This is a genomic window from Mycoplasma sp. 10961, assembly GCF_055523525.1.
The window spans coordinates 106,524-126,023 of the sequence record NZ_JBVFVD010000001.1 but is presented as its reverse complement, the minus strand read 5'-3'; the positions used below and the strand labels follow the sequence as shown (position 1 = coordinate 126,023).

Here is a 19,500-nt window from a genome sequence, read left to right as displayed (position 1 = left end):
ATATTATATTTATTTTATCATATTTTCTTATTTATAATTAATTAATGTATTTTTTATAATTCACTCTTTTATCTCTTTTTTAACTTTTTCTTGTCTTTCTTTTGTGCTGGTTCCTTTGTCATTTTTAATAATAAAATTATAGCATCATTTATAAATTGCGTTTTTATCATTATTAGCTATTAGTTCTCCATCATTTAATAATTCAATAAAATCTTCATATGACCTATTTGACAGTCTTGATACAAAGCAAAACATTTCTCGTTCTTGTGCTACTTGATAACTATTTTTCATTGTTAAATCAGAAGATCATTTAAAGTAAAATCCAAAATTTCTTAATAAGTTGATTAAAAATAAAAAGCAAAAACGTTTATTCCCATTTTTAAGTTTATGAACACTAAGTATTTTGTTTAAAATTGTAGCAAAGAAATCAAAAATATCATTTATTTCTTTCGGTTTTGTATAATATAACATATTTGAAATTAATGTATTAAAAGTATCATTATCATTAACATATTCATAATCATTTGCACCTTCGTTTTTAAAATATTTTTTTGCATAATTAAAGGTTGTAGTTAATGTAGATTCTATCAATGTCATAATATCTTTTCTATTGTTGTCATCTTGTAAATTTATAACTAATCGCTTTCACTTTATTTCTTGAAGATTAGAAGAAAATTTACTATTTAAAAAATATTTATCACCTTTTTTAATTAGTAAACTACTTTGAAATTTAGCTATAAAAGAATCAAAATTATCATATTCACTTTTGGTTATTACAATTTTAGCACTTAAAAAAGTCATTTCTTAAAACCTCCTATAATATAGAATAATTATACTCTAAAAGAGAACAAAATCTTTATTTTATAAGAATTGAAATCGAAATTATAAGAGTAATTTACTATTAAAGAATATTGGCAATTTTAATAAATGTTTTCTAAACTCTGCCGTAAATAAGAATATAGAAAAAATAGTATACAAAAACAGGCAAATAAATGCCTGTTTTTGATTATTTATTATAAACTTGTTCGCTAAGTTTTATTAATTTAGCTAATGATTTCTTGGCAGCATCATAAGCAGCTGCACGGGATGTTGCCATTATTTTTGCAATTTCACCATAAGAGAGATCTTGATAAAAATAAAGCTCAAACACTTGCCGCTGAGTTTGAGTTAATAAATTCTTGTATTTTTCGTAAAGTAATGTATAAAACTGTATTTTATCCAAATCTTTATGAAGCATGTATTAAATCCTTTGTTAGTTGGTAGATAAAGAGTTCAAGGTCAAATTCTTGAAAATCATTGATTTGTTCACCTAAGCCAATATATTTAACATCTAAATTATATTCATCTTTAATTGATAAAACAATTCCACCTTTAGATGTACCGTCTAATTTTGTTAAAATAACCCCTGTTAAATTGGCTATTTCTTTAAAGCTTTTAGCTTGTGAAAGACCATTTTGTCCAGTAGTTGCATCTAAAACTAATAATGATTCATGTGGTGCATCAGGAATAAAGCGCTTTATAATTCCAACCATCTTTGATAATTCGCTCATTAAATTAACTTTATTTTGTAATCTACCTGCTGTATCAATGATTAATAAATCATATTGCTCGTTAGTTGCTTTTTCTAAAGCTTGGAAAACTACAGAAGATGGATCGCCCCCTTCTTTTTGTGGTTTAATAATATCCGCTCCTACTCGCTGAGCTCAAATGTCTAATTGGTTGACTGCCCCAGCTCTAAAGGTATCACCAGCAGCAATTAAAACCTTTTTGCCTTGCATAATATATTTATGAGCCATTTTAGCTATTGAAGTAGTTTTACCCGAACCATTAACCCCCACAAAGATAAAAACATTTAAACGATCATTTTGGAAATTTAAATTAGTATTGGTAATGGTGCTCCCGGTATAAATCACAAATAATTGATCCGCAATTAATTCCCCAATTAATTTCGGATCATCAATATTATTCGTTCTTACTTCTGACTTTATTTTTTCAATAATGACATTAACTAATTTTAAGTTAATGTCAGACATAATTAAGAGTTCTTCTAATTCTTCAAAAAAATCTTCATCAATTTGATTATATTTATTTTGTATCTCTAAGATTTTTTTACCAAGACTCGAGCTATTTTCTAGACCTGCCTCATATTTTTTAAATTTCTCACTATTTATAATTGCTTTTTGTTCTTCTTGTTTTAATTCTAGTTTTAAAGTTTCAACATCTTTGGTTTCTTTCTTGAAAACCTTGTTAATTAAATTCTTAAAAAATCCCATGCATATATTTTAATACATTATTGTAAGTTTGTTGCTTTAATTTTAATTTGTTATAATAAAACAATGAAAAAAAGAAAAGATCTCAGTCATTTAACTGACTTACAATATAAAATTACCCAAGAAGGGTACACCGAAAGACCTTTTGAAAATGAATATGACCAACATTTTGAAAAAGGAATTTATGTTGACATCGTAGATGGAAAGCCGCTATTTATTTCTAGTGATAAATTTAATTCGGGCTGTGGTTGGCCCGCATTTAGTAAACCAATTGATGATTCTGTTGTTTCAGAGCACCTTGATTTATCACATAATATGGTTCGCACTGAAGTTAAAAGCGCTAGTGCAAATTCACATTTAGGACATGTTTTTAATGATGGACCAAAAGATAAAGGTGGTTTAAGATATTGTATTAATTCAGGTTCTTTGAGATTCATAGCTTATGAGGATTTAGAGCAAGAAGGATATACAGAATATAAAAAATTATTCAAATAAAAAACTAAGCTTATTAAAGCCGGACAGAAAAGTTAACATGTAAATGTTAGCTTTTCTGTTACCATTCGTTGGTACCAACGAAGAATTTTTTGAAAGGATAAATTATGTCAAGACATTTAAAGAAAGAAGAATTTGCAAAAATATATGAAGAATATCAAAAATCAGGTTTCCCAGGTGCTTTCCAAGCTATTTACCAAATATCACCAGAAACAAAAAACTTACAAAGAAATAGTGTAAAAGTTAGAATTAATAAAATAATTAAGCATTATAATTTAGGTATGGAAGACTTATTGCAGACAAAGAAAGGTGAAAGCCGTAAAAAAGGATGCGGCAAACCTAAGACGAAAAGAGAACCAAATTGAGATATTTTTGATCGTGATGATTTGTTGCAAATAGCTAAAAGATATTATGAAATTACCAACGAATTACCTAAAAGTAAGAAAGTTATTGAATCTAAAAGTTTTAGTATAAGTTATGTTAAGCTTGCAGAAGTTTTTGGCATTTCTAGACAAACAATTTCAAAAACTCAAAATATTAAAATTGCACAAAAACTCCCTAAATATAGTGATGTAATCGAAAAATCGTTCGCAGAAACAAAGTCAAGATATGGAAGGTTAAAACTAAGTGTTTACATATCTAAAAAATACAAAATAGATATAAACGAACGTTCATTAGGGAGATATATGAACCTTTTAGGCCTAAAATGTAAGCTTAGACAAAAATCAAAACGAAAAGAAATTAAAAACCTATCTACTCAGATTGATAACTTCGTAAATCGTGATTATAATGATCAAAACAATCGAAATATTTATGCAACTGATGTTTCATATATAAAAGCGCCAAAAGATGTGTTAGAATCACACGTTTATTTGTCTGCAATTTTGTCTCATAAAACTAAACAAATTATTGGTTTTAAATTATCAAAAAGTAATAATCTAGAACTAGTTTTAGACAATTTAAATTCATTAAAGCAATACAAATCCAAAAATTTTATCATTCACTCAGATCATGGCTTTCAATATACACATCATCAATATATTAAAGAAGTTAAAAATCTTGGTGGGATTATTTCGTTATCAAGAGTGGGAAATTCTCTTGATAATCGAGAAATTGAATATTGGTTTGGAATCATTAAAACTGAATTATTAAATGATTTAGATTACTCAAAAATAACATTTAATGAACTTAATGATATGATACAAGAATATGTAATTTGGTACAACAATGACCGAATTCAATCAAACTTAAACTGAAAAACTCCACAGCAATTTGCTATGGAATTATAAATAACTAAAATGTTAAATTTTGCTGTCCATGTTTATATAGCTTAGTTTTTTTGATTAAAATAATTGATAATTTTTTGATAATTTAATTCACTAGTATTAGTTAAAACTAAATTTGCACCAGAAAAATCTTCATGAGAATTATGAGTAATTACTACTGAATGCATTTTGGCTTCATTAATACCCGCAAGACCAGCAGGTGCATCTTCAAACCCAATGCATTCACTTGGATCTAAATTAATTCCTTTTGCAGCTTGTAAGAAGATATCAGGAGCAGGTTTGCCTGCTTTTACATCACCAGGGTAAACAATAAAATCAAATAGCTCAAAGATACCAAGTTTAGTTAAAATAAGTGGTGCGTTGAAACTACTTGAAGCAATTGCTAATTTAATTTTATTCGCTTTTGCTTCTTTTAGAAAATCTAAAACTCCTGGTAATATTGAAGTTTCGTTAATTTGTGTTTTTAATAATTCTTTATAATATTCATTTTTATCATTGGCAATTTGCAATAATTCTGCTTCGCTTAGCTTTAATTCAGGTTTTTTTAAGCGAATTATTTCTTTTAATGTTTCAAGACGCGGAATCCCTTTTAATTGTTCATTATCAGTTAAAGTATACTCAATGCCCAGATCTTTAACTTTATGTGCTCAAGATTGAAAGTGCAAAATAGCTGTGTCAGTAATTACACCATCTAGGTCAAAAACAAAACCTTTAATCACGGTTAATACCAAATTCTAAAACATTATTTTTTTGCATAAAGTTATCTTTGTTAAAAGGTACATATTTACCTTGGACATTAATAAATAATTTTCCTTTGAAGTCTTCTGATTGCAATTTAACACTGAAAACTTGTTTACCGACATTAACCTCGAAATTTGAGCCCTGGTATTTAAATTTGTATTTTAAACTAGTTCAATTATCAGGTAAGATTGGGTCTAAGTGTAACTTACCATTATGTCAATCTAAACCACCAAATCCAAATACAATCATTTGGTAAATTGCAGCTAATGCTCCAGCATGAATTCCAGCATTTGATGTATGCATAGCAGGACCTAAATCAATGTTAATTCCATATTTAAAAATTGAATATGCTTTTTCGATATTTTTAAGCCTTGCTGCTTCAATAGCATAAGTAGCCGGGCTTAATGATGAATCATGGGTTGTAATAGGTTCATAATAATCAAAGTTGGCTTTACGCACTTCTTTAGAATATAAATGTGGCAAGATATTTAATAATAATACAACATCAGCTTGTTTGACAAGTTGTGATTCAAGGCGAAGGTGTCCTTCTTTGGTATTAAATAATTTTTTACCAGCATCACCAAGCATTTGGAATGGTAAAACATCTACTAATGGTAATTGTAAGAAAGTATCATTTTCAGCAATAATTAAATTTTCATTTGGTAATTGTTGTTTTAATTTAGCTGATACATCTTGCATTTTTTGATAATCAATTGGGTATGGAATTCTGTCTTGTAGTGCATTTCATACACTTTTTTTATTTACTTTTAAATAATCAATATACTTAAGAGCTAAATCAATGTTATATTTAGCAAACATATTGATATAAGCATTATTATCAATATTCCCCTTATATTCGTTTGGCCCCATAACGTCTTTAATTTCATAAGTACCGTTACTTTGTAATTCAGCACGATTGGCATAGAAAATTGCAGTATCAATGATCATTTCATATCCCATAGTTTCCATGAATTTATAATCCTTAGTAACTTGGAAATATTGATCAACCGCATAGGCAACATCAGCAGAAACGTGAATTTCTTGACGGCGTGATGCAATTGGAACTTGCTGTCCACTCACTACATCAGCTTGCCCTCAATATGGACAAACTTCACCTTCAGTAGGTCAAGCCATTTCTCAAGGATATTGGGCTCCTTGCAAGTTACTTTCAGCATCACGTTCTTTTTTCTCAAATGCTTTAGCTCTGGCCCCTTCTAGGCCTTTATATCTATATGTTAAAAGGTTTCTTACAATTCGGGGTTGATTAAATAAATAAATTGGATTAATAAAGAATTCAGTATCCCAAAAAGTATGTCCTTGATATCCCTCACCAGAAAGCCCTTTAGCTCCAACATTCATATTAGTAGTATGTCTTGGCACAAATCCATTAAGGTGGAAAATTCCAAAATCCAGTGCTAAAGCATCATATTTAGCTTGCTCATTCCCTTCAATTTGCACTGAAAATTCATTTCAAACATTTGAATGCATTTTAGCAATTGAAGCTTGCTTTAATTGCTCATAATTAGCAGATAATAAATAAGTATGTTTTTGATTTGCTAAATCTTGTATTTCATCTTGTTTAAGCAATTTTTTAGCATCAACAGGTGTATGCACTGACATAATTTTTTCTAAAGTAAAGACATCGCCTACTTTTAATGGGACATTAATTTTAAATCCAATATAGCGGCGCTTCATTTCAACGATGTAATCATCAGTTCCACCAGTGATTAATTGATCATTTAGGTATGCCTTAGTAATCAAGTTATGAACAATAAAACGTTTTGAAATGGTCGTAGTTTGCGACATTTGTAATGATTCTTTTGTTAAACGGCGCTTATGACCTTCGCTAAAGTGCTGTGTTCCTGAGTTGGTTACTTGCCCATTGATTCTTGGTTTAATAAGTAAATTTACTTTTCCTAAATCATTTAATTCTAAAACTTTAACTTGGATTTTTTGAGCATATAAATTAGCATCATCTCGTGATACAAATCTTTCAAAGGTTAATTCATATTTACCACTTTTACGTGTTGCGATAATAGTTCTTTTTAAAAATCCATCTTTAATATATAAAGTTTTATTATATTGATCACAGCAACTTACTTCAAATTGTTCATTATTAAAATAAATTGGTGTGGTCATTAAATCAGCTAAATTAGCTAATTCTGATACTTCTTCTCTGGTATCTTTGTTAAAGATACCATTAACAAAGAAGTTTTCTTTGTTATAAGAAGTATTTTCTTCATCAGCACTTCTTATTCCAATATGTCCATTTCCAAGTGCAAAAATACTCTCAGTTTTGGCAACCACATTTTTGTCAAATTTAATTTGTGAAATTGTTTTATTTTCTAAATCATATTTTAAGTAATTCATATTCCTCCTTTTATAATTCAATAAGTATTGATTCAAATGGTCTTAAAACAGTTTGTGGCATTTTTTGATCGCTATAGCTAGACATGATCAAAGTTCCTGGTTTTGCTTCTAAATTAAGCTGATATTTAGTTGGATTCAAATAAACAGCTAATTTTTGGTTTTGGTAGCTACGTTCTATTACCAAAACACCGTTTTGGTCAACATAAATTTTTGATAATCCATAGATTAAAATATCATGATATTTATCTTTACGTAATGCAATTAATTCTTTGTAAAAGTAAAAAATACTATCTGGGTCTTTTAAAGCAGCATAAACATTAATTTCATCTTTATTACGCCCATTTTTAATTCAAGGCTTATGCCCTCTATTAAATCCAGCATTTATAGATTTATTTCATTGCATTAAACCGCGCCCTGCATCACGTGAATTAATATTTAAATATTTAATAAATTCTTGTTCACTATAAATTGGATTTTGGTCAACTAAGTCCCTAAATCCATTTTTAATATCAACATCTCTAAATTCACTACGGTCATTAAAAGCTACGTTAACCATTCCAATTTCTTCTCCATAGTAAATGCATGGAATTCCTTTTAAAGTTAAGAGCATTAAAGCATGAGTTTTAGCTGCTTCTTTGCGGTAAAAAGTTTCATCTCCTCAACGCGAAATGCTACGAGATGTATCATGATTTGATAAAAAGTTAGTAAACATATCTGATGTAATATGAGGATTTTCTTGGAATGGAGCTTGTTGGTAAGCAAATTCTTTATAGTCTCAATTTGCATCTAAACCATTACGCCCTGTTTCTTTTCCTCACCCAATTCATCACCACGCAAAATTAAAGTAATTATCAGATACTTTGTTTTCACCTGCTCCATATTGTAATAATTCTTGTGCACTAATACCACTTGCTTCTCCTAATGTGTATGCATCAGGTTTGTTAGCAAAAGCTAATTTACTAAATTCTTTAAGAAATTCAACGGCTCCTTTATTTCAAGCAAAATATGGGTTTTTATCAACTTCATCGAAAGTTTTAGCAACATGTTTAATAGCATCAAGTCTAAAACCACGTACTCCTAAATCATATCAAAAATCAATAACGTCCACCATAGCTTTAATAGTATCAGGATGAACTCAGTTTAAATCCACTTGTTCTTTTGAAAATAAGTGGAAATAGTATTTATTTAATGATGGCACATATTCTCAAGCTGAGCCACCAAAAATACTTTTAGCTTTTTGTTCTTCTTGGGTTAATTCATCCCTTCAAATAAAGTAATTATGTTCTTTATTTGAAGATGATTCTAAGGCTTTTAAGAACCATGAATGCTCGTTAGACACATGGTTTAAAACAATATCCATAATAATGTCTATGCCATATTCTTTGGCCTTAGCTGCCATTTTTTTAAAATCATCTAAAGTACCAAATTGTTTTCATACTGATTTATAGTCTAAAACATCATATCCAGCATCAACAAACTGAGTTTCATATGTTGGACAAAGCCAAATCCCATTGATACCTAGATTTTTTAAGTATCCTAATTTTTTTGTAATTCCTTTTAAATCTCCATCGCCATCATTATTTGCATCATAAAATGAACGAGGGAAAATTTGATAAAAGATTTTATCTTCTAATTTAATTGTTTTCACTTTTATTTATTCCTTTCTATTACTTGTGTTGAATGAGCTTTTAAAACTCCTGGTGTGTGGTCTATTTTTGAATCAAAGATTAAAATACCTTGATACAAACTTAGATCAAAATCTCGATCACCAAAATTATGCAAGGCTAAAAGTTCTTTAGTTCCTTCTTGGCTTGCAATGCTATAAATTAAAATTCCAGATTCTAGATCACTATATTCAAATTTTAATCTTTCAAGCACTTTTTGATTTGTATCAAGCCTCAAATAATCATTAGCTAATCTAAAATGATTGATTTTGGCTTGAAAATCAAAAATATGTTCTTTAACCTCAGGATTTTCTAAATGTTTTCATTTTAGCCCATTAGTATAATCAGTAGTTTTATATGAATTAGGCATAAAAGCATTATTGTCAGGTTTTTCATTAAAATCATCATGTAAGCTAGCTTGGCATTTAAAGCCTTCTTCACCACTTAAATCACACGGTTTGCTTTGCAATAATTCAGTTCCTGCTAAAGTTAAATGTCTCCCTTGGGTTAAATATGACATTAATAAACCTTGGCGGTAGGTTTCAAGACGCTGTTTAAAACTCTTTTTAGGACTTAAAATATTAATTTTATCCCATAAAGTCATACCATCATGGCATGCACTATAACTTAGGTTAATTGCAATATCATCATTATATAAGTCATATTTAGTTTTTGAATGTGGAATATTGCTAAAATCATAATCTTTCAAACCTCCAACAACACTAGTTACATATTGTTTATACTGAGTTTTCGAATATTTATGAATTAAGCCAGTTCCATACTTTTCATGCTCAGTTCCTTTAATTGCATCTCGTAAAGTATCATTAAAATATCCAAATTTGATTGCATTATTACTTGATCCTTTAATGTATGAACTACTAAATTCAAGGTCACTAAAAGGCCATGCTTCTCCATGTAAGATTATCTTTGGATTTAGTTTTCGAAGTTCTCTTGCAATTAAATCTAAAGTTTCTTTGTGGTGAAAACATGAAAGATCAAAGCGAAAACCATCCACATTAAATACTTCAACATAATATTTTAATGAATCAATCATTAATTTTTGCACCATAAATCTTTCGTCGGCTAATGGTGGATAATTTACTGGACGTTTAGTTGCTTTATCACGATAATAATAACCAGGTAAAATATTATCAAAAATATTGTTTGTCATCATGTGATTATAAACCACATCAACAATCACGCCAATATTTTGCTCATGTGCTTTATCAACTAAATTTCTAAGTTCCTTAATTCTGGCATATGGATCTGTTGGATTAGACGCATAAAGGCCATTAATTGTAAAATAGTTATGTGGATCATAACCTCAGTTATAATTAGTAGTTCACCCTTTCCCGGTTCCTTTTAAATAAATGGTTTTATCTAAATCATTTACAGTATATGCAGCATGAATTGGTAAAAGTTGCAAGTGGGTAAAACCTAAATTTTTTAAATATCCAAATAAATCATGTTTTAGTAAATTATTAAATTTACCTACTTTTTGGTATTTTGGTCTATTAGGTTTTAAACTTGTAAAATCACGCACATGCAGTTCATAAATATTTGCATCTACTGAATTATTTAAGTTAGTAACTAGATCTCTTGGTTTATCTCCTACTCTTGCTGATTTAAAATCAATAAAAGCACCTAAGCCAACTTTATCCTCCATCCCTTGTCAATTAAATGGAGCCATAGATTTAGCATAAGGATCTAATGCCCTAGTTACTTTATTACCTTGATGAATAATTTCAAAATTATAATAACTAGTTTGATATTTTTGTTTGTTAATTGTTATATCTCAAACAAAAATATCATTGCTTGTTTGTGCATAAACTTTTTGCATTGACAACTTTAAATATGGATTTTCTAAATCATTTTTTTTGTAAAGCAAAAGAAAGACTTCCTTTGCTAATGGTTGCCATAATTTTATTTGAATTTTATTCTCTAAAATTGTGGCTCCTAAATCATTTTCCTTATAAGCAAATTTTTGATCAAATTCTTTAAAAAATTGCGAATCTTTTTTGAGTAATTTCATATGCAATAATTATAATGATTATTATTAAATTTTTTAAAAACTACTAATACAACTTGATCAGTCAATCTATAGTATATAAAATTAGAGAATAAATCATAAAAAGGAGTAAAAAAGCACCCTATCAAGGGTGTTTTTGTCTCTTTTATAATAAAGATATTTCTTGGTGATAAAATTTAAGGTGTTCTGGGTCAATATAATATTTACCAGCAATACAAATTGCTTCATCATCATAACCAAACATTGTTAAAACCATCATATTTTGGTGCCCTAAACGATTAACATCTTTTTCATATTCAAGGTGGTAAACTACGTTTTCAACTTTCTTTTTGTTATTAATAGTGTCAATTAATGGTACAGTCAAATCAATTGGTTCGTTTTTACCAAGTCATTTTGCAGATAATCAAACTTCAGCTTCACCAATCACTTTATTTTTCTTATAAATTTTCTTTTGGAAAAATCTGGTTCCATCTGTAAAGATAATGTTTTTATCTGCAAATCATTCAGGTTCTACAAAGTCAAACACTTCATGCCCCATTTGACGGTCAGCTTTAATTAAATAACTAACTGGTTTAATTAAGTTATGGAAGTTTTCAGAAACAAAGTGTCCTCTTTTTTTAATTGAGTAAACTGCACCGATAGTACGTAGTTTTTGGTAAGCTGTGACAATAACACTACGAGAACATTTGAAACGTTCCATTAAAGCGTGTTCTGAAGGCATAATTTTATTAACTGGTACTTTCTTGGTTTTAATTAAGTCAATTAAATATAAAATAATCTCACTTGTTTTAGTAACATCTGGATCATCTAATTGAAAAGTATCTTTATATGTAAATTTATATTTTGGTCTCATAATTTTTCTAATTATTTTTGAGTTAATTCAAAAATAATTAATCCTCCTTTTTCTATTTCAATATTTCAACTATTATTTTTAGCTTTATATAAATATAAAGGTTTAAAATGATAGTTACGAGAAATCTTGCCTACTGCTAAGAATTTATTTTGGTAATTACAAAATCCAAACAATAACAGCTTTGTAGCATTTTGGTCTTGAGCACGGACCATAAATGATGAATAATCCTCGCTATCAATTACTTGATATGGATCGATAATTGTACTTGGTTCTCTGTGGCTCAGAAATGGATAATCACTTCTAAGCTTCAGCATAAATTTAATAAAGTTAAATAGGGAATTTGGATCTTCAATTGCCTCTTCAACACAAGGCCTAGATAAAGCAGAAGTTAATAAAACATAATCTTTACGTGATTCTTTAACTTTATTATCAAAAATATAACAATTTTCAGCATGCGTTAACCATTTCATTGGTTCACGCAAAGTTGGATCTCCATAAATCCTTGTTCCATAATAACCAAGTTCATTACCATAATAAATAATTGGTGTAGCTGGTAAGGCTAAAAGCTGCATTAGTGCAATTCTTTGTGCTTCATATTCATCAAGACTTAAAGGTTTATGATGCTCTGTTTTTTTTAACTTAGTAACATTCTGACGGTAATAATCTAGCCATCTAAAAACATCATGATTATCTAAAAAAGGTACTCATTTGGTTTTAGGCGAAGCAAGTGCATACTTGCTTGCCACATTTACTAATTCTTGGTAACTAATTCTAACATCAGGATTATGTCTAAAAAACTTAAAGCCATCATAAACTGTATCTAAAGCTTGTTTACCTTGGTACATGGTATACTCTAACCCTTTTAAAGGATCGCTAAAGACTCATTCACCCATCATAAAAACTTCCTCGCGACCTGGTTCTAAATTAGTTATAGAATTACTTGCTTCGCGCAGCAAACTAAAAATCTTGGCTTCATTAAAGTTATCTTTAGTTTCTTGTTCACTAGAATAAAATTCAGCAATTGCATCATAGCGAAAGCCATCAACTCCAACAGACGTTCAAAATTTTTGAATTTCAATCAGTTGTTTAATTACTAATTCATTATCTAAATTCAAATCAGGCATACCATAAGTAAAACGGCCTAAATAATCACGATTAGTTGCCTGAATCTTTTGATCCAGGCGATGATATTTAGCTCTAATGTGTTTTGTATCTGTCTTTACATCTGAATCTTTATAACTTGGTTCAAAGCGATAAAATTGTTCATATAAAGGATCTTTATATAAGGCTTTTTGAAACCAAGGATGTTCATAGGATGTATGGTTAAACACTAAATCTAAGTAAACTTTAATTCCGTTGTCATGGGCACATGATAAAAACTCAATAAAAGCATCCATGCCACCAAGTTGGGGAGCAACATTGCAATAATCAATTACAGAATACCCATGGTACGAAGAAGCAGGGTGAATTGGACTTAATCATAATTGATCAATTCCTAAATTTACTAAATAAGGAATTTTATTTTTAAGTCCAATAAAATCACCTAGAGCATCATTATTACCATCAGCAAAATTATAAACTAATAATTGGTAAATAACATTTGTATTACGTAACTTTTTGAATAACTGAGCTTTAGGGGCTTTTTTTCATAAATCAGTGTAATCTAAATGATATTTAGGCATTTGGAAGCTTGGATCATCTCAAGTTGCAGCCTTAGTTCTAATTTGCTTTTTTAAATAACCTTTAAATATTCTTTCTAACTTTCATTTCTCGTATAACTTGCTCATAGTAATATTATACTATTTTTATCTACTTATACAAGTTGATATATTAAATATATTTTAATGAAAAACTCCTTGTTTTTTACAAGGAGTTTTAGGTTAATTATTATCTAGAATAGTTTGTATTTTGATTTTTAATTCATCAGTTGGAATTAATTGTTTTGCTAAGATTTGGTCTTTGGTTAAAAAACCAAATGATTTACGTGCAATTACAATCAAGAAAATGTTAATAAAACTAAAACCAAGTGCTAGCCAAGTTAGTAAGTAACTTAATTGACCTCCACTTTTTTTAAAGGGAGTGTTTCTGATTTCGCCAGCATCATCTTCAGCTTGAATGATGTTTTCTTGATATACTTCCGTTGGTTGCAATGAAAGAATAAAAAAGAGTAATACAAAGACAATTGGGACAAGGTAATTCACAATTTTTAAATAAAGATCACCATTATATGTATTTTTAAACAAGGTATAAATTACTAGCGAAACAAGTACTATTGCACTAAAAGTAAGCACTAGAAAAATACTATTTAGTGATAAAAATAATGTTTTAAGTTGGAATGCTGGAGCATTATTTTCAACTTGATCAATTTTTCATGTTTTGCTTAACTCACCAGCTTGAATCCATTGATACTCATATTCGATTCAAGCAAAAAATTTTTTAATCATTACCAGTTGAAAAATAAACATCAAGCTTAATAAAACTAGTAAACTAATTAAAAGAACTTTACGCTTTAAATAATTTGTTTCAAATTTTTGCATTAGTTAATTCTGTTTTCGGTTTCTTTATCAAAGATATGAATTCTTGAAGTAATGAATTCAATTGTGATATATGAGAATAATTCAAATTCTTCATTATTAGAAGCATTAACGATAAATTCTAAATCATCGCTCACCTTAACTAAAACTAATTGATCTTTACCAATTAATTCCACATTTGAAATTTTACCTGAAATAAAGTTATTTCCAGTTTTTTCACCATGGCGAATTCTTAAATCTTCACTTCTAAAACCAACCACTAATTCTTGATTAGCTTTTAATTTATCTTTAGTTTCTTGGTCTACTTCAATAGCAACTTTTTTGGCTTTATCTCAAATAAGTCCATCTTGATAAGTTGCATCAAAAGTATTCATAGTTGGCGAACCAATAAATTTAGCTACGAAAATATTTGCAGGTTTAAAGTAAAGTTCTTTGCTTTTTCCATTTTGTTGAATTTTTCCATCGTTAAAGACAACAATTTGGTCCCCCATGGTCATTGCTTCAAGTTGGTCATGAGTAACATAAATACTTGTAGTATTAAGCATACGGTGAATATTAACAATTTCACGCCTCATGTTTTCACGTAATTTTGCATCTAAGTTTGATAAAGGCTCATCCATTAAGAATACAAGCGGTTTACGTGCAATAGCACGGCCAATTGCAACACGTTGCCTTTGTCCCCCTGAAAGATCACGTGGTTTTCGATATAAGTAATTATCAATTTTAAGAATTTTCGCAACATCTTTGACACGTTTATCAATAATATCTTTTCTTTCTTTAGCAATTCTTAATCCAAATGAAATATTATTATAAACATTCATGTGTGGATAAAGTGCATATGACTGAAATACCATTGCAATATTTCTTTCATTTGGTAATAAGTTATTATATCTCTTGTTATTAAATAACAAGTCTCCTTTAGTTATGGAATTAAGTCCTGCTATCATTCTTAACAATGTTGTTTTTCCACAACCTGAAGGGCCAAGAAAAATACAGAATGTTCCAGGTTTAATTTCAAGGTTAATATTTTCTAGTGTATAGTTTTCATTTCCTTCATATTTTTTAGAGATGTTCACTAAGTTTATGTGTGCGCCGCTATTTGAATTATAAAATTCCCCAACTTCAGAAATCATTTGATCAATATCAATTGTTTCAAATCCTGAAGTTTCTAAATCTAATTCATCATTTGTTAGCATTTCTTGTTCAGTATGTTTATCATATTTCATCATATATTATCCTTTAACAGCTCCATCACTAAGTCCCCCCACAATATACCTTTGCAAGTACATAAATAAGGCAAATGCTGGTAGCGAAGCTAAAATTGAACCAGCAGAATAAGCACCATAGTTAATATGTTTTTGTTCAGCATTAATGAAGGTATCAAGCCCTATGGCTAAGGTTTTTTTGTCATTCTCAATTAAGACGAACCTTGGCAAGATAACATCGGTAAAAGGAGTTAAAAATGATCATAAGGCAACCATAATCAGTGCCGGTTTAATAACTGGAAGTAAAATTTTGAAAAATAATCCCCAGTTATTACATCCATCAATTTTTCCTGAGTCATCTAATTCTGATGAAACAGTATCTAAATAACTTTTAAGCATAAAGGTATTTCCAGCAATGGCACCACCTGAATAAATCAAGATTAACATCATAATAGCTGAAAATCCAAGTAAGGTTTCTCCTAATTTTACTAAGATATATAGCGAAATTAGTGACGAAGTTGCCGGAATCATTTGTAGCATCATAACGATTGTTAATGAATGCCTTGACCCTGTAAACTTAAAACGCGAATAGGCATATCCATTTAGTGCAACAGCCACTGTTGATACTAAAGAAGTAAGCCCGGCTATAACTAATGTATTTCCATATCAAGTTAAGAATAAGCTACGCTCATTAGTAAATAAGTAAGCAAAGTTGTCTCAACCAAATGAAAAAGGCGAAAGTCCAACGACACGAATGTTAGCAACGTTAAAGGCTGCTGTTATTAGTGAGACAATTGGGAATAAAATGATTATTGCTCAAAATAGCAAAATTATGTAATTAAAGAACAGTCAGATAATCTCAAGTGCTGTAGGTGGCTTTGAGTCTGATTCATTAAATTTTAGACGCTTTGGAGATAGTTTTTGTTCTGAAATTGTAAGCGAATCAAACTTATGTTTATAAAATATTTGTCTTTTAAATCTACTTAACATTCTTAATCTCTCCTTGACATTGATTTAATAAATCCTCTTGCACTAATTGCAATACTGAATGAACCAGCTAATGTAGTTAAGGCTGCAGCAAAGGCTTGGTTACCTTCGAATTGTCCTGAACTTGTGGTTAGTTTATAAACTCATGAAATAATAATATCTGTTGATGCTTCTCCAAATGAAGTTGAATTAGCATAAGCAGGTCCACCACCTGTGAAAATAGAAATGGTGGTAAAGTTATTAAAGGCTCCAACAAATTGTCCTATTAACATTGGGGCAATTGAAATCAGCAATGAAGGCAACGTCAAGTATCAAAATAGTTGGCGACCTTTGGCTCCATCAATTGATCCCGCTTCATAAATATCTCTTGGTATTGATTGTAAATTACCAGTAACAAGCATGAAGATTCAAGCATAACCAATCCATGTTTGTACTAAGATAACTAAAACACGAGCTGTTCCAATTTCAGTAAGCCAGTTTTTCGAACTACTTAAAAGACCCATTGACACGAGAATTACGTTCATTACCCCATCATCACCACCTCTGAAGAGGCTCCGGATAAATGTTAAGGTAACAAAGGCCGGAATCGCTCAAGGTAAAATATAAATTAGTCTAAAGATCTTTTTGAACCGGATTCTTTGGTTATTAGTTAATACAGCTATTAAAATACCAAGCGAAATCGGAATAAGAGTTGAAGAAACCGTTCAAATTGCCGTTCATAAAATAACTCTACTTAATGATAAGAATAATCTTTGTTCTCTGAAAACTCATCATTTTCCTCATTGCTTAAGCCCAACTCAATCCACAGTACGAGCTGGTGCTTCATGTTTAAATCCATAGTTTGTAAAGGATACTAAAATCGAAGTAATAACTGGAGTTGCCACGATAAAGACCATTAAGATTCATCCAAGTAAGGAAATCATTCAAGGGAATCCGCTGGTATTTAATCATCGCTTAGTTTGGGCTCATTTACTTGGACGAGAACCATATTCCAGTAATTTAGCTACCCGATAAGCTCCTAAGGCTGAAACGGTGTGGTAAATCAGTGCAAAGACTAAAACTATCACAGAGATCACACCACCAAATAAATAGACCCTGGCATCTGGGAATAATCCCTTAGTAAAACTGTGGCCAGCTGCTCCTAGGTCGCTAAATCCAGGTATCCCACCCATTGCTTTTCAATATGCTCCAAAAGCAAATGGGATAATTAAAGCAATAGTTATAAATGAAACAGCTGCCATAATACTTCCTTTAAGGCGTTGCTTAAAGAAAACTAGTTCAGCAAAACCTGGGAAAACAAAGTTCATAAATAAACTAATTCAACGTAAGTTTTTCATAGTTTCAACTGGAATGGATTTTTGAGCTTCAGTTACCTTACTTTCATAGAGTTTTTTATTAATTTTATTTTCAGCTCATTCACGTCAAAATAAAGTTTTTAAAACTTGTTTATTTGATTGAACTTTTGACTTTAATTTTTCTTCGTTAATTGATTCTTTTTTGAAAATATTAAGTTCAATATTTTTGTTTTTAAACGCTGCTTTAGTTATTTCTTTATTTTTAATACGGTTTTTAGCTTCTAATTTTTGGAGTTTAAATTGTTCAATAATTTTTGCCTTAGCAGTTTTAAAATCATTTTGCTCCTGATCATAAACACCTTGTTCTTTAAGCTGTGCTAAATTAGTTTTAGCTTCAATCTTTTCACCTAAGAATTTAAGGCGAGTTAAACGATAATCGATAAATGATTCTTTTAAAGCTTTTGCTTCTTCAAGGTTATAAAATCCTTCATAACTAGAAGTTTTTAGAATTTGCCCGACTTGCTCTTTATATTGTGATTTAACTAATAATTTAAATTCGCGGCATGATTTAAAGAAATTAAGTTTCGTTAAATATTCTTTTAATGCGATTTTAGCTAAAACATTGTTAGTTTGAAATGAGTTGAAGTAACCTTGTAATTCAGTTACTTTTTGGTTTAATTCTTGGTCTGAAAGATTGTTTAACGTAAAATCAAATTGTGCTAAGTCAAGTTCATTTTTGTATAAAAATTTATATAAATCTTTATAAACTTGGATTTTTGAACGAATTTTGGAACTTACAAGTTGTTTTTTATATTCTAGATCAATTTCTTTAATTTTTGATTTAGCTTCTTGAATTATTTGATTAGTAAGTTCCTGGTTTTTATGTTCTACAGCTAAAATTTGCTCTTTTTGGGTTTCGATTTTTTCAAGGGTTTTTTGCTTATTAACTTTAACTTTTTCTCGTTGTTCTTTTAAATTAGCATTATATTCATATTCTAAAGTTAAAATCTTTTGTTTAGTTTCTAATTGAATATTACTTTTTTCTTTTAAATATAACTCTTTTTGTAATTGGTGCGTTTCATTATATTGACGTAATAATTCAGTCTTTTTAGCTACTAAACTTACTCTTTGAACTTCGAGTTTATTATAAATATCTAAAAAATATTCACCAACGTTATGAGTTTTAGCTAATTTATCTATTCATGCTATTTCAAGCGGTAATAAACGATCTTTAATTTTCTCAATATCAAAAGTTAAATCTTGGTTATTTTCAATATATAACAAAATAATATTGAAAATAGTATATTTTTTAAATATTTCTTTTTCATCAAGATATGTTTTTTTCTTTAAATCTTCAATAATGGAGATTTTATAATTAAGTTCATCAGCAGACTTTGTTAAAGAATAAACAAAGTCTTGTGCATAATTTTGTATAGTTTTTTTGCTTTTAGCTAATTTTTTGATTTCAAAACGTAATAATGAAGGCATTGAATCAAAATGTTTTAATTTTTTAATTGAGTCTTTTAGGACACCAATTTTATTTTTGTATGCAACTCTATGGCTGGCAAGTTCACGTTTTAAATTATCACTTAATTTATTTCTTGCCCGCAAATATAAGTCACGGTCAACTCTTTCTTGCGCTTTAATTTTGTCATTATTACGCAAGAAAATATTTTTGACTTGTTTTTTATATGCTTTTAAATTACCAACGGAAGACGGTAGGATACTGTCGAATTCTTCGCCGTATCAATTATAAAGTTTTAATTCTTTCACA

Annotated in this window: 15 protein-coding genes; 2 read left to right on the top strand and 13 right to left on the bottom strand. The window is 29.3% G+C overall.

Annotation, left to right across the window (positions count from 1 at the left end; all coding sequences use genetic code 4):
* Positions 1-27 precede the first annotated feature (27 nt).
* The 3 genes from AC0B4T_RS00525 to ftsY form a co-directional block, all read right to left on the bottom strand.
* Entirely contained in the window at positions 28-801 is a 774-nt protein-coding gene (locus AC0B4T_RS00525; protein WP_465102694.1) for a type II toxin-antitoxin system death-on-curing family toxin, read from the bottom strand.
* Between the two features lie 205 nt (positions 802-1,006).
* A complete protein-coding gene (locus AC0B4T_RS00520) occupies positions 1,007-1,237 on the bottom strand; it encodes a sigma factor-like helix-turn-helix DNA-binding protein (RefSeq protein WP_465101802.1) in 231 nt (76 codons plus the stop codon).
* The gene (gene ftsY, locus AC0B4T_RS00515; RefSeq protein WP_465102693.1) at positions 1,227-2,273 is read right to left on the bottom strand and encodes a signal recognition particle-docking protein FtsY; all 1,047 of its coding nucleotides are present in this window, start codon (positions 2,271-2,273) and stop codon (positions 1,227-1,229) included. The genes AC0B4T_RS00520 and ftsY overlap by 11 nt, the downstream gene beginning before the upstream one ends.
* A 63-nt stretch (positions 2,274-2,336) precedes the next feature.
* Here ftsY and msrB point away from each other — a divergent pair, with 63 nt between their 5' ends.
* The gene (gene msrB / locus AC0B4T_RS00510) at positions 2,337-2,765 is read left to right on the top strand and encodes a peptide-methionine (R)-S-oxide reductase MsrB (RefSeq protein ID WP_465102692.1); all 429 of its coding nucleotides are present in this window, start codon (positions 2,337-2,339) and stop codon (positions 2,763-2,765) included.
* A gap of 104 nt (positions 2,766-2,869) precedes the next feature.
* On the top strand, positions 2,870-4,051 hold the full coding sequence (locus tag AC0B4T_RS00505; protein WP_465102648.1) for an IS3 family transposase: 1,182 nt from the start codon (positions 2,870-2,872) through the stop codon (positions 4,049-4,051).
* Positions 4,052-4,092: 41 nt separating this feature from the next.
* Here AC0B4T_RS00505 and pgmB read toward each other — a convergent pair whose 3' ends face one another.
* The 10 genes from pgmB to AC0B4T_RS00455 form a co-directional block, all read right to left on the bottom strand.
* A complete protein-coding gene (pgmB, locus tag AC0B4T_RS00500; protein WP_465102691.1) occupies positions 4,093-4,767 on the bottom strand; it encodes a beta-phosphoglucomutase in 675 nt (224 codons plus the stop codon).
* On the bottom strand, positions 4,760-7,159 hold the full coding sequence (locus AC0B4T_RS00495; protein WP_465102690.1) for a glycosyl hydrolase family 65 domain-containing protein: 2,400 nt from the start codon (positions 7,157-7,159) through the stop codon (positions 4,760-4,762). The genes pgmB and AC0B4T_RS00495 overlap by 8 nt, the downstream gene beginning before the upstream one ends.
* A gap of 10 nt (positions 7,160-7,169) precedes the next feature.
* Positions 7,170-8,807 (bottom strand): alpha-amylase family glycosyl hydrolase, encoded by a 1,638-nt coding sequence (locus tag AC0B4T_RS00490; protein ID WP_465102689.1) that lies wholly within the window; start codon positions 8,805-8,807, stop codon positions 7,170-7,172.
* Between the two features lie 2 nt (positions 8,808-8,809).
* A complete protein-coding gene (locus AC0B4T_RS00485; RefSeq protein ID WP_465102688.1) occupies positions 8,810-10,855 on the bottom strand; it encodes an alpha-amylase family glycosyl hydrolase in 2,046 nt (681 codons plus the stop codon).
* 142 nt (positions 10,856-10,997) lie between these two features.
* Complete coding sequence (locus tag AC0B4T_RS00480) at positions 10,998-11,705, bottom strand: winged helix-turn-helix domain-containing protein (protein ID WP_465102687.1); 708 nt, start codon at positions 11,703-11,705, stop codon at positions 10,998-11,000.
* Between the two features lie 11 nt (positions 11,706-11,716).
* Positions 11,717-13,492, bottom strand: a complete 1,776-nt coding sequence (locus AC0B4T_RS00475; RefSeq protein WP_465102686.1) for an alpha-amylase family glycosyl hydrolase — start codon at positions 13,490-13,492, stop codon at positions 11,717-11,719.
* 93 nt (positions 13,493-13,585) lie between these two features.
* Complete coding sequence (locus tag AC0B4T_RS00470) at positions 13,586-14,242, bottom strand: hypothetical protein (RefSeq protein WP_465102685.1); 657 nt, start codon at positions 14,240-14,242, stop codon at positions 13,586-13,588.
* A complete protein-coding gene (locus tag AC0B4T_RS00465) occupies positions 14,242-15,468 on the bottom strand; it encodes an ABC transporter ATP-binding protein (protein ID WP_465102684.1) in 1,227 nt (408 codons plus the stop codon). The genes AC0B4T_RS00470 and AC0B4T_RS00465 overlap by 1 nt, the downstream gene beginning before the upstream one ends.
* Positions 15,469-15,471: 3 nt before the next feature.
* The gene (locus AC0B4T_RS00460) at positions 15,472-16,434 is read right to left on the bottom strand and encodes a sugar ABC transporter permease (protein ID WP_465101814.1); all 963 of its coding nucleotides are present in this window, start codon (positions 16,432-16,434) and stop codon (positions 15,472-15,474) included.
* Between the two features lie 2 nt (positions 16,435-16,436).
* Positions 16,437-19,499, bottom strand: a complete 3,063-nt coding sequence (locus AC0B4T_RS00455; RefSeq protein WP_465102683.1) for an ABC transporter permease subunit — start codon at positions 19,497-19,499, stop codon at positions 16,437-16,439.
* Position 19,500: the final 1 nt, after the last annotated feature.